Raw genomic sequence first — 11572 nt, 5'->3', positions numbered from 1 at the left:
ACCAATGACACAAGTAATTTACGATAGTACTTTTGAAGGCTGGCTTACGGCTGTATTTGAAATTTACGAATTAAAACTCGCAGATGTTGTTTTTGCAAAAAATGAAGTTTCGAATGTTTTACTTTTTTCAGAAACACATTTTGTGACAACAGATATCAGCAAAGCCAATCGTGTTTTAAACGGATTAAAACAACGCCTTTCTCAGGATGGTTTTGCTAATATTTACAGGGCATTTTTATCTGATTTGGATAAAATTGAAGAAACCTTATTTCAATTTGTAAAATATGTGTTTTCCACTGCAGTTAATATTGAAGAGGATCTGGCAAATACCTTTGTTCTCGAAGTTCAAAGAGCGGCACATTTAACCGGAAAAGAAAGCCACCGTATGAAAGCTTTCGTCAGGTTTAAGCTAACAAAAGATAATTTGTATTATGCCATTGTAGAACCGGATTGTGATGTGCTGCCTTTAATAGAAAATCATTTTAAAAACCGTTATGCTGATCAGCGCTGGTTAATTTATGACTCAAAACGCAAATATGGCATTTACTATGATCTTGAAAATACCTCAACCGTACAGCTTCAATTTAATGCCCAATCAGCCTCATCGAAGTTTTTAGCCGAAATATGTGATGATGACGAAGAGTTTTTTCAAAATCTCTGGAGGCAGTATTTCAGTAGTGTAAATATTGAATCCAGAAAAAACACCAAACTTCATTTGCAGCACATGCCAAAACGATACTGGAAGAATTTAACAGAGAAAATTCCGGGAATAAAAAGGAATTAAATATCTCTCCTGAGATAAAATTAGAACAATTGTAGTTTTTTTTCTTTTTTTCTTTTCGAAAGTGAAGGCTGTTCAAAATAAGATATAAGTTCTAAGGAATAAATGACACTGGTAATTTTCCACTTTCCATCTTTTTTAATTAAAGTTAAATATTTTCCGCCCCAATTGGTCATTTTGTTATTGGCCCAAAAACTGTAATCCATTGTGACTGATGCGACAGTTCCGTCTTCGATAATGGTAATGTTGTCAAATTTATCTTCGGTGCTGTCATATTTAAATAAACCTCTTAAAAAACCTTTATAGCTTCCTGAAAAATAACTGCTTTTTACTTTTTCTGCACCTTTCTTTTCTATTTCTTTATTTTGAGATTTATCCTTAATTGCTGCACACCATGTTACTGTTTCATCATTAAATAAATTATAAAAAGTAACAGAATCTCTTTTAATTACGCTTTCACTATATTGATTAATAATTGCGTTTATTTCTTTTTTATTGTCCGTTTTTTGCTGTGCATTACAATGCTGAACGGTAATCAGAAATCCAAAGAATAATATTTTTATGAGTTTCATTTTTTTTACTTTTTACGATTGTTTATCCATTTATACTCAATTGTAAGCCCGTCATAGCCATAAGCGTCTGCCTTCATTTCTTCAATTGCGGTGTAACTTACTGGGTGCATTGTGCCCAGACGTGATGCCAATGCATGATGAACGGCATCAATATATTTGGCTTTATCATCTTTTAGATTGGTTGAATCTGAAATTTTAACGGTAAGATGAAAACTGTTTGTTTTTAATTCAGTCAGGGATTCTGAATTTATAAACCAGAGATCGTTTGCAATAAATGAAATCGTTACTACAGTTACTTCTGGTTTTTTGTTTAAAACCTCTTTAGTAAGGTTGCTTATAGTGAGTGCTAATTCTTTTGCTAAAGAATTATCTTGTTCACCGCTTAATTTTAAATGGATTACAGGCATACTTCAAATGTTTAAATTAATGAAGTACAAAGCTCTGTATAAGAATATGATTATTTATTGATGTATGTTAAGAGTTTAATTCGGCTTAACGATTCAGGTTTAATCCCTAAATAAGAAGCTATATGATATTGCGGTACTTTTTGTTCGATTCCGGGATAGAGTATTCTAATCATTTCTAATCTTTCTGTTGCTGTGTTTTTTAGGAAAGAAGTTTCTCTTTTGCATTTTCTGATAAAATAATTATCAGAAATGTATTTTGCCAGCTTTAGAAAATTAGTATCCTTTTCGATCAAATTATTAAACTGATTACGAGTAATAAAATAAAGTTTTACATCTGTTAAGGCTTCGATGTTGCAATTCGTCGGCATTTGAGTTAGAAAGCTGGTGTAAGCACTTACAAAACTATTTTCAAGATAAAAATCATTATTAAATTCACCATCCTTATTTTGTACATAAGATCTCAATGTTCCGGAAATTATAATAGCAATAAAATCACAAACAGAACCTTCCTGAATTAAATAATCTTTTTTCTTAAGAGTTTTTATCTGCATTTCATTTTGAAACACATTAAAATGGGACTTCTCCAATCCTAAGATTTCTGTAAAAATAGCTTGTAATGATTCCATTGCATTTTATGAAAAGATAAGTAAAGGTAATTTTAAAATTCATTTGTTTCATAAATTGGATAATCTTTTCTGTATACGCTAATATCAGCCTTTTGTTTTAAAAATTAAGGATGGATTTTAATCCATCCTTAAATATCTTATGAGCCAGACTCTCCTTTTAAGTTCCGTAAGAACGATTCATATAAACTAATCTGTTTTTTATTTTTTAATGTCCCTAAATCCCCAAACGGAAATCTTTAACGCTTTTTTGTTCTAAACTAATTTCTTCAAAATAACTTGTAGTTCCTTTTTCAACCGGACACTGTGCGCTTATACCGCCCCAAAGTTCTGCCGGATAGTTGTTTTTGTACAAACGAACCATCTGCCAGGTTTTATTATCCAGCGAATAATAACTGGCAACCGTCTGCGTATCTGATGAAATTTTCATATAAACCGTTTTCCCTTTTACCACATCATGATTGTTGTCATCTGAAGTTCCTATTGTACGAACCGTCACAATTCTGTGATTTCCTCTTTCGTCCTGTTCAAAACAAAATTTCTGATAAAAACTGTCATTTACATATAAATACAAAACTCCCGCATTATATAAACCGGTTTCAGTAAATTCAGGACTTACTTTTGCCGTAATCGTAAAAGGTTTTGTGTTGTCTATTTTAGATAGAAGAATAGGAGCGGTGTTGTTTGAAAGTTTATTGTTTGGATCTGAGAAATAATCTTTTTTCTCGCCCACATGAAATAGTATATTCTTTTTCTCGTCCACTTTTGCCAGAGTATCGGCACCGTTAATAGATTTTGTAAAATGAATTTGATCGAGTTTTATATCGCAGGAACTGCCTCGGACAAAAGCAGAATCTGAAGTTTTTTCAGCGGTTTTTTCTTCTGGTTTATTTTCCTTTGAAGAATTGTTGCAGCTTGAAAAAATAATAATTCCAAAGAAAGCCAGGCATGTAATAAATTTAGTTTTCATAAAATGTTTTGTTAGAAGTATAAAAATGATAATTTAGGTTTTTCAAATTTAGTTCTGCTTTCCAAAAACAGCAATACGTAAAATTAACCAATTTATAAATCCACTATGCCCAAAGTTTCCATCGAAGATCAGTTAACCTCAACTTTATTGCAGCAAACCTTTCTGGATGGAGAAGTTTTAGATATAGAAGAATATAAAAAATCGGTTGTTTCTTATGTAGAGATAGAACAATGTGTAGCCGTGCTTTCAGACTTTCACGCAGATTGCAGTTATATTTATGCGGGAAATTTTGGTAAACTTTTTGGATTACCTTCTGAAGATTTAGTAATCGATTCCGCTTTTGAAGACTGTATTTTCAATAAAATAAATCCTGATGATGTAACGGAACGTCATGCTTTAGAACTTCAGTATTTACAATTCCTTAAAAATTTACCCGGAGAAGAATATAGAAAATACAGCACTTTCAGCCGATTAAGAACTTCTGACTCTCAAAACCTGAATTATATTAATCACCGAACGATGTATCTGAAAAAATCATCTAACGGAAGTATCTGGCTTGCGTTGTGTTTGTATTCGCCTTCCGGTAATTTACAAACAAGCACAGGAATTGACGGCAGAATTGTAAATATGCAGACAGGCGAAACCATTGCTTCTGAAAAATATAATTCTCTTTCCGAAACCTTACTTTCGAAAAGAGAATTAGAAATTTTAAAACTGGTAGCAAAAGGAAATAACAGCGATCAAATTGCCGGATTTTTAAATATCTCAGTTTATACCGTTCGACGCCACAGACAAAATATCATCCAGAAAATGCAGGTTTCAAACACCACCGAAGCTTTGCGAACGGCTTTTGTTATGGGGTTGATTAAAGTTTAAAAAAAAATAAAAAACAGTTTTTAAGTTATTATTTTACACGAGATCCATCAGCATTACAAATTTGAATCTCAATAGTATTATTCTCTTTTAGTAAAGTTTCTGCCTTATCTTCTACCTCTTTAAGAGAAGCAAAAAACGTTGGAGGAAAATCATTTACACCATCATATGAATATCTTGTTTTTCCATCAAGCTCCAGAATAATACCTGTAGCTTTTTCGCATAAGATAATTTTATACATTCTTAGTATTATTTACTCTTTTTCAAAGTATCCAGCAATTCCGCTAAATCTACCACGCCATAAGTCGAAGAATAATCAGAAACGGCATACGGTAAAATAAGACTTTTGTTGTGAATAATAGCACCGCAGGAATAGACAACATTTGGAACATAACCTTCACGTTCATCTTCAAGAGGAGAAAGCAAAGGCTCTTTTAACCTTCCAATTTCTTTTGAAGGATCATCAAGATCAAATAAAGAAGCGCCAATGCAATAGCGTCTCATAGTCCCAACTCCGTGCGTAATTACAAGCCATCCTTCTTCCGTCCAAAGTGGAGAACCGCAATTCCCTATTTGTGTAAATTCCCAAGTGTAACGAGGTTCCTGCAATAAAACAGGAGTATTCCATTGCGTTACGCGGTCAGAATACATAATGTAATTGTTAACGCCGTCAATACGCGCAAGCATAGCATATTTTCCTTTTATTTTTCTTGGAAACAAAGCCAGATTTTTATTTTGGGCACCTTCTCCGTGCAAAGGCATTACTCTAAAAGAATAGAAATCTTCGGTAGAAATTAATTTGGGTAAAATCGCATGGCCGTTATAAGCTGTATAAGTTGCCATAACGCGAACAGAATCATCGTCGTCTATAAAACGGACAAAACGGGCATCTTCTATTCCGCGGCTTTCTGAATCGGATATTGGGAAAATTACACGTTCTGTGATATCAGAATCGTGTTTAAATTGTAAATCATAAAATGAATTGGCAAGCCAGAGTATTTCTTCGAGAGCGGTTCTTCTTTCCTGACGAATAGATGGATCTCTTAAAGCGGTATTTAAGGTGTTTTTTAAAATTGCAAATTCAAATTCTTCCGGAAGGTCCTGCATAATCTGGGCAATATATTTGTCCTGCGTATGCATTTCGATCAGCTTTGTTAAAAAGCGTTCTTTGTTGAATAAGGTTTTATGTTCAATTTCGGCCTTATCAATATGATGGCCAATTTTCATTATCTGAAGGTTATTATCTCTGTCCAGAATTCCCCTTCTAAAAACAATAGAGGAGATGTGACCTTCACCCGTTGCACGAAATGAAATGATAACGCGTTTTTCTCCGGCTTCTAAACCCGACTGATCAAAATCTTCTACAATTGAAGGATTAAAAATCGCGGCAGATTCTATGGCATATTCCATTGTGCAATAAGAGCCAATAAGCATTTTTCGATTAAGAGACATACCTTCGTAATCAATCTGCATGGCTTCAATCACGGGTTTTATTCTTTCACAATGTCTAAAAAAAATGGCTGAGATATTTCTATGGCGTCTGGCAAATTCACGAAGCGTTTGTTCTAAGGTTTCTAAAACCTGTTTCTCGTCGAGAATCATGATACGTAAAACCATTTGCTGTGTCCGCTCTTCGCCATTCATAAAATATCGGGCAACAACTCTTCTGGAATCGGGGGTAAATTTGATGTTTTTACGTGTGACAGATACTCGCATAGTTTTACTTTTTAAGTACAATAAGAAATTGTATGTGTTTTTTGAAATTACTTTTACAGGTGTTATTTATTTAGAAAATACCTGCTTGAAACAAGAGATTTTATCCTTTTAATCTCTATTTCAATAACAAGTTAATGATTTTGTTAAATAAAAAAAACTTAAATCTTTATTAAATTCTTTTTGTGTGTTTTATTTCTTAAAATATTTTTGATCAAAAGTTTAAAAAACAAGTTAATTTAATTTGTTGATTATTAGTTTTTTATTTATAAACAAAAACCCTTAAACAATATTGTTTAAGGGTTTTTATAATTGTATATCTTATATTGACTTTTTAATTCCAGATTCCGTTCATTTCTGTCAATATAATTGGTTTTCCTTCTGTCACGACAATTGTATGTTCATGCTGGGCCATAAAACCGCCTCTGTTTCCAACCATTGTCCAGCCATCTTGTAAAGTTTCGGCAATTGTAGAAGTTGTAGAAATAAAGGTTTCTATGGCAACTACTGAGTTTTTCTTAAATCTTGTCAGGTTAAAACGGTCTCTGTAATTGGCTATTTCGTGTGGTTCTTCGTGTAAACCTCTTCCAATTCCGTGGCCTGTTAAATTTTTGATCACTTTATAGCCTCTCTTTTTGGCTTCGGTTTCCATTATAAAACCAATATCAGAAATACGAACGCCTCCTTTTATATTGTAAATGGCTTTATACAGAATTTCTTTTGAAGCCTGAATTAATTTTTGATGCTGGTTTACATCTTCACCAATTACAAACGAACCTCCATTATCTGAAAAGAAACCATTTAATTCTGCCGAAACATCAATATTAATTAAATCACCTTCTTTTAAAATTCTTTTTTCTGAAGGTATGCCGTGGCAAAATTCTTTATTTACGCTGATGCACGTCCAGCCCGGAAAACCATATGTTACATACGGTGCTGATTTTGCACCTAAGTCGTTTAGTATTTTTCCGCCATATTCATCCAGTTCTTTTGTCGATATGCCGGGTTTTGCAAAATTTCTCATTTCTTTTAAAGCATAAGCTACCGCTTCGCTTGCTTTTTTCATTCCGGTTAATTCTGCTTCTGTTGTTATTGACATGGTATTTTTAATTAAGTATTTGGAATAACAAGTTATTCCAAAAGAATTTAAGCGTCGCAATATAAGACTATTTTTGCTTTACCTGACTCTTTACAAACTTAATTGTGTCTGTAATAATAGGAGCGGTCCAGCCTTTATTAGGATCGGGATTTTTTTGTTCCAGGACTATATTTACAGTATCCGATAATTTATCTAATTGAATAATTTTTTTGTCAACTTCTATACCTCCCGCATCTTCTTCTCCAGAAAGCCTTAATTCAAATTGAAAATTATCAGGTTTTTCTTTTTTAAAATGTATTTTTAGCGGATAAGTTGTGTTGAGCACACTGTCTTTTTCATCATATAAAACCTCTGTTTTTGCTGTTACTATTTGGAGTTTCGTGCTGTCTAGAAGTATAAAGTTATTTGGCGTTGGAGAATAAAAAATGTATTCTGTTCTTTTTATGTTTTCATCTTTATCAGAACTGGTCATCATAGAATACGCTATAAAACCATAAGTGAGCAGATTTCCAATTAATAAAGGAATGAAGAGTTTCTTAATGGTTTCTTTGAAGATAAGTTTAATCGTAAAGGTCTCAATCAATACACTTCCCAGACACATTAAAACGTATGTTGCCACCCAATTAATAATATCAAAAGTGGCATGAGGAACAAAATTGTCTGCAATTAAGTGCCAAAAAAGCATTGCCCACATCATTACAAATGTTCCAATAAGTCCTGAAACCAAATTTCCGACGATTGAAGCTATGAGTGATTTTTGAAGAGAGTATTTTAGCATTGCCATAATGGTAAAAGTCTCGATTATGATAGTTACAAATACTAAAAACCAAAAACGCCAAATTTCGTCATAAACATAAATTGCCGGCCAAACCATATTTAGTGAAATCATTCTTCGTGTTATTTTGTGTTGGAATAAAACTAATCATTTACGAGATAAAAAAAGAAAATGATTTTAAAAAAGACAAATCCCTTAAATGCGATATTTAAGGGATTTGTCTTTTTTATGAAAATGGGTTTTTATTGTACCACATAATCAACACCATCTGCTTCGCAAAGTCTAAAATAACCTAATGCAAAATTATTGGTATCACTTGTATTTACAATGTTTCCTCTAATGTTTCCCGGAGGGACAAGGAATGGGTTTGAACTTGAAGCTTCTAAAATCAATTTCATGTAATTATAGAAGTTTTTAGAAACACCTCTGTGCAGAATTTTTAAAGTGTTTCCGGGTTTCATATCTTCATCAGAATAACGAGTGCTTATTTCGTTTCCGTTATAAAATTCATCATTCGTTAATTCATAATCCGGATATATTAGAAATTCACTTTCATAATCGGTTAAATAAAAATTAACCTGATCTGCAGGATCGGTGTAATAAAAAGTAACTTCAATTACATCTTCTCCTCCAAAATCAGGAACCATTTTTTGCTCTACTTTGGTTATTGGAGTTACAGAAGTTAGTTTTTCTGAAGCGGTAAAACTTTTTCCTTCGGCTTCAACAAATAATTTATAATCCATGTCGATTACAGGTACAAAATTAGTGCATACATAAACGCCAGGTTCAGATTCATTAAAAGTAAAAACATCTCCATTGGTGTTTTCAACCCTTACCTGAGCACCTGAAACTTTTGGTGTTGTACCGCTGTAATAAGAGGCCGTTTTACTTATTTTTATTACTTGTTCGTTACCGCTGGTTCCTTTTTTCCAAACGATTTCAGCATCGATTACTAATCTTGTTTCTCCGGTTTCTAAATCAAGATTTACAACATCTTCACACGAAGTAAAAAATACAACGAAAAGAAGACTCATTAATGCCAGTGTTTTGTTCATTATGGTATATTTTTTTAATTTATTCATAGCATTAAAATTTAAAATTATAAGAAACTCCAGGTACAATTCCGAAGATTGATAACCTTCTTGTTTCATTTGCACCCGTATCTTCATTTGTTGTAAAACTCATAGAAGCTGCATTTTTTCGGTTGTAAATATTGTAAATGCTGAAAACCCAATAGCTCTGCCATCCTTTCTTTTTGTCTGGTTTTGGCGTATAAGTCGCCGACACATCAAGGTGATGGAAAAGCGGCAGTCTGTTTTCGTTTCTCAAAGAATAATTAGGCACATGAAGTTTTCCAAATTCATAATACCCATTGGCATACGTTACAGGCTGTCCTGACTGCAGCGTGAAATTTCCATTAAAAGACCATTTTGGACTAAATTCATAACTTCCCACAATGCTTAAATTGTGCATTTTATCATACCCTGATAAATACCAGTCGCCATTTGCAATTCCTGGTTCATCGGCATTTCTTCCCGGTGTTTTTTGTTCTGCTCTGGATAAGGTATAGGAAACCCATCCTGTGAAAATTCCGGTATTTTTTCTAAATAATACTTCCATACCATACGATCTGGCTTTACCGTTTAGAATAACTTGTTCGATATTATTGTTTGCCAATATATCTGCTCCGTCTATGTAATCGATACGGTTTTGAACGTTTTTGTAAAACAACTCTCCTTCAAAAGAATAATCGTTGTCTTTTAAGTTTTTAAAATAACCAATTGCATATTGATCCAAAAGCTGAGGTTTGGTAAAGGGTCCGCTTGGTGTCCAGATACTCATTGGAAGCGGAGATTGGGTATTTGATAAAATATGAATGTACTGTGCCATTCTGTTGTAACTCGCTTTTACCGATGTATTGTCATTAAAAGCATACGAAAGCGCAGCTCTTGGTTCTAAATTATCAAAATTGCTGATTTTCTTTCCTTTTCCGTAAGAGATTGTTCCTGTTGGAGTTCCTTCTTCGTAAATTTTATATAACGGATTGTATACAACAGCCTGACCATTTTCGTAAGTACTGATTGTTTCCGAACCTAAACGATAAAACGTGCTGTAACGAAGTCCGTAACGGAAATTTAGTTTCTCTGTAATTTGATTTTCAAAATCAAGATATGCCGAAGCTTCTAGAGCATATTTTTTATCAAGCTGCTTAAAATTGAATTGAGATTCTGAACTTGTTGGCTGTACAGTACCAGGATTGAAATTATAATATAAACCATCAATTCCGTAATTGATTTTGAATTTTTCTGATTTTTGATAATTCCAGCCGTATTTAAGACCGTAATTTTGGATGTTGCTGTCCCATTCGAAATTTTCTGTTGAAAGTCCCAGATTAAATTTATAATCACTGTAAAAAACAGAAAGATTATGATTTAAATGATCAGAAAATTTATGTTTCCAGCTTAAAATTCCCATTGTGTTTCCGTATTTACTAGAAAAACGATCGTTAATGTCGAATACATCATTTCCTAAATAACCAGAAAAACTTAATGTATTATTGGCATTAAAACGGTAATTTAATTTAGCATTAAAATCATAAAACATAGCCGAGTTTTGATTGTCTGCCAGTTTTAAAAATAAATGGGCATACGAAGTACGACCTGATACTATAAAAGATCCTTTTTCTTTTTGTATAGGTCCCTGAACCAAAAGACGGCTTGAAATTACACCAATTCCCCCGTTTACTTTATAATTCTCAAAATCTCCTGTTTGCTGTGTAACATCTAAAACAGAAGAAACACGCCCTCCAAATTTAGATGGAATACCGCCTTTATATAAATCCAAACCATTGATCATATCGGCATTAAAAACAGAGAAAAAACCAAACATGTGAGAGTCGTTATAAACCGGAGCGCCATCTAAAAGAATTAAATTCTGATCGGCAGCACCACCTCGCACGTTAAAACCAGATGAAGCTTCTCCGGCATTAGTAACTCCTGGTAAAGTCAATATCGATTTTAAAGGATCTGGCTCGCCCATTGCAACAGGAATTCTTTTTATTTCCTGCATCGATAGTCGGTTTACACTCATTTGAGTAGTTTTGATATCAATAGCTTTATTACCGGTTACAATAACCTGTTCTAATTCCTGGCTATCTGAATCCATATTGAAATTGATTCTTGTGTCATCAGAAATGGTTATGTTTTTTTCGTGATTTTTAAAACCAACATAACTTACCGAAACCGTATAATTACCATTTGGAGCCTCAATGCTGTATTTTCCGTTTACATCCGTTATAGCGCCAGCTTCCAATTCTTTAATATAAACATTGGCGCCAATAACGGGCTGTTTAGTATCATCGAGAATTTGTCCTGTCAGTCTGCTTTTTTTTTTGGCTGGTCGGGGAGATTGAGATTTTTGTTTCACAAAAATGTTATTGCCTACAATAGAAAACTGTATAGAAGTACTTTTGTTTAATTCAGAGATCAATTTCTCGATTTCGATTTGCTTATAAGTGCTTTTTTTCGTGAAATACTTTTGATTGGTATCAATTTGATCTGTAAAGGCAAATTTAAAGTCCGACTGATTTTCAATTTGTTTAAAGAATTCTTTTAAGGTTACATTTTGATCTACAGTTACCGTAACGTTCTGAGCGGACATACATAAACTGAATAAAAAAAAGCATGCTGAAATTATATGCTTCATGAAATTTTGTATTTTTGAATTATTATTATATGGAATAACTTCGTGTTATTCTGA

Annotated in this window: 12 protein-coding genes; 2 read left to right on the top strand and 10 right to left on the bottom strand. The window is 33.1% G+C overall.

Annotated features, from left to right (window positions below):
* Window positions 1-4 precede the first annotated feature (4 nt).
* Entirely contained in the window at window positions 5-784 is a 780-nt protein-coding gene (locus L1276_RS23050) for a TIGR03915 family putative DNA repair protein (protein WP_253791941.1), read from the top strand.
* A 20-nt stretch (window positions 785-804) separates the two neighbouring features.
* Here L1276_RS23050 and L1276_RS23045 read toward each other — a convergent pair whose 3' ends face one another.
* The 4 genes from L1276_RS23045 to L1276_RS23030 all read right to left on the bottom strand — a co-directional run bounded on the left by L1276_RS23045 (window position 805) and on the right by L1276_RS23030 (window position 3353).
* Entirely contained in the window at window positions 805-1353 is a 549-nt protein-coding gene (locus L1276_RS23045; protein ID WP_253791939.1) for a nuclear transport factor 2 family protein, read from the bottom strand.
* A 5-nt stretch (window positions 1354-1358) separates the two neighbouring features.
* On the bottom strand, window positions 1359-1760 hold the full coding sequence (locus L1276_RS23040; RefSeq protein WP_253791937.1) for a hypothetical protein: 402 nt from the start codon (window positions 1758-1760) through the stop codon (window positions 1359-1361).
* 50 nt (window positions 1761-1810) lie between these two features.
* The gene (locus tag L1276_RS23035) at window positions 1811-2386 is read right to left on the bottom strand and encodes a Crp/Fnr family transcriptional regulator (RefSeq protein WP_253791935.1); all 576 of its coding nucleotides are present in this window, start codon (window positions 2384-2386) and stop codon (window positions 1811-1813) included.
* A 214-nt stretch (window positions 2387-2600) separates the two neighbouring features.
* Window positions 2601-3353, bottom strand: a complete 753-nt coding sequence (locus L1276_RS23030) for a DUF1349 domain-containing protein (RefSeq protein ID WP_253791933.1) — start codon at window positions 3351-3353, stop codon at window positions 2601-2603.
* A gap of 105 nt (window positions 3354-3458) precedes the next feature.
* Between L1276_RS23030 and L1276_RS23025 the strand changes: the two genes are divergently transcribed.
* Window positions 3459-4229, top strand: coding sequence for a response regulator transcription factor (locus L1276_RS23025; RefSeq protein ID WP_253791931.1), 771 nt, complete (start codon window positions 3459-3461; stop codon window positions 4227-4229).
* A 28-nt stretch (window positions 4230-4257) separates the two neighbouring features.
* Here the strand turns inward: L1276_RS23025 and L1276_RS23020 are convergent, their stop codons facing one another.
* From L1276_RS23020 to L1276_RS22995, 6 genes are all read right to left on the bottom strand, one after another.
* Window positions 4258-4467: a hypothetical protein gene (locus tag L1276_RS23020; protein ID WP_253791929.1), complete on the bottom strand. Its 210-nt coding sequence runs from the start codon at window positions 4465-4467 to the stop codon at window positions 4258-4260.
* A gap of 8 nt (window positions 4468-4475) precedes the next feature.
* Window positions 4476-5942 carry a glycoside hydrolase family 130 protein gene (locus L1276_RS23015; RefSeq protein WP_253791927.1) on the bottom strand — a complete coding sequence of 489 codons (1467 nt, stop codon included), beginning with the start codon at window positions 5940-5942 and terminating at the stop codon, window positions 4476-4478.
* 331 nt (window positions 5943-6273) lie between these two features.
* Window positions 6274-7038 carry a type I methionyl aminopeptidase gene (map, locus tag L1276_RS23010; RefSeq protein WP_253791925.1) on the bottom strand — a complete coding sequence of 255 codons (765 nt, stop codon included), beginning with the start codon at window positions 7036-7038 and terminating at the stop codon, window positions 6274-6276.
* Between the two features lie 67 nt (window positions 7039-7105).
* Complete coding sequence (locus L1276_RS23005) at window positions 7106-7927, bottom strand: hypothetical protein (RefSeq protein WP_253791923.1); 822 nt, start codon at window positions 7925-7927, stop codon at window positions 7106-7108.
* Window positions 7928-8055: 128 nt separating this feature from the next.
* Complete coding sequence (locus L1276_RS23000; RefSeq protein WP_253791922.1) at window positions 8056-8895, bottom strand: DUF4249 domain-containing protein; 840 nt, start codon at window positions 8893-8895, stop codon at window positions 8056-8058.
* A 4-nt stretch (window positions 8896-8899) separates the two neighbouring features.
* Complete coding sequence (locus tag L1276_RS22995) at window positions 8900-11518, bottom strand: TonB-dependent receptor (RefSeq protein WP_253791920.1); 2619 nt, start codon at window positions 11516-11518, stop codon at window positions 8900-8902.
* Window positions 11519-11572: the final 54 nt, after the last annotated feature.

The organism is Flavobacterium sp. HSC-32F16, from assembly GCF_024171645.1.
Classification (GTDB): Bacteria; Bacteroidota; Bacteroidia; order Flavobacteriales; family Flavobacteriaceae; genus Flavobacterium.
Note: the sequence above shows the minus strand (reverse complement) of the source record. Positions and strands in the feature narration are given on the sequence as shown.

What these genes read in the sequence shown, in the direction of transcription:
- L1276_RS23050 (WP_253791941.1), top strand. Translation starts at nt 5, where the DNA reads ATGACACAAGTAATTTACGATAGTACTTTTGAAGGCTGGCTTACGGCT.
- L1276_RS23030 (WP_253791933.1), bottom strand. Translation starts at nt 3,353, where the DNA reads ATGAAAACTAAATTTATTACATGCCTGGCTTTCTTTGGAATTATTATT.
- map (WP_253791925.1), bottom strand. Translation starts at nt 7,038, where the DNA reads ATGTCAATAACAACAGAAGCAGAATTAACCGGAATGAAAAAAGCAAGC.
- L1276_RS23005 (WP_253791923.1), bottom strand. Translation starts at nt 7,927, where the DNA reads ATGATTTCACTAAATATGGTTTGGCCGGCAATTTATGTTTATGACGAA.
- L1276_RS23025 (WP_253791931.1), top strand. Translation starts at nt 3,459, where the DNA reads ATGCCCAAAGTTTCCATCGAAGATCAGTTAACCTCAACTTTATTGCAG.
- L1276_RS23020 (WP_253791929.1), bottom strand. Translation starts at nt 4,467, where the DNA reads ATGTATAAAATTATCTTATGCGAAAAAGCTACAGGTATTATTCTGGAG.
- L1276_RS23045 (WP_253791939.1), bottom strand. Translation starts at nt 1,353, where the DNA reads ATGAAACTCATAAAAATATTATTCTTTGGATTTCTGATTACCGTTCAG.
- L1276_RS23015 (WP_253791927.1), bottom strand. Translation starts at nt 5,942, where the DNA reads ATGCGAGTATCTGTCACACGTAAAAACATCAAATTTACCCCCGATTCC.
- L1276_RS23000 (WP_253791922.1), bottom strand. Translation starts at nt 8,895, where the DNA reads ATGAATAAATTAAAAAAATATACCATAATGAACAAAACACTGGCATTA.
- L1276_RS23035 (WP_253791935.1), bottom strand. Translation starts at nt 2,386, where the DNA reads ATGGAATCATTACAAGCTATTTTTACAGAAATCTTAGGATTGGAGAAG.
- L1276_RS22995 (WP_253791920.1), bottom strand. Translation starts at nt 11,518, where the DNA reads ATGAAGCATATAATTTCAGCATGCTTTTTTTTATTCAGTTTATGTATG.
- L1276_RS23040 (WP_253791937.1), bottom strand. Translation starts at nt 1,760, where the DNA reads ATGCCTGTAATCCATTTAAAATTAAGCGGTGAACAAGATAATTCTTTA.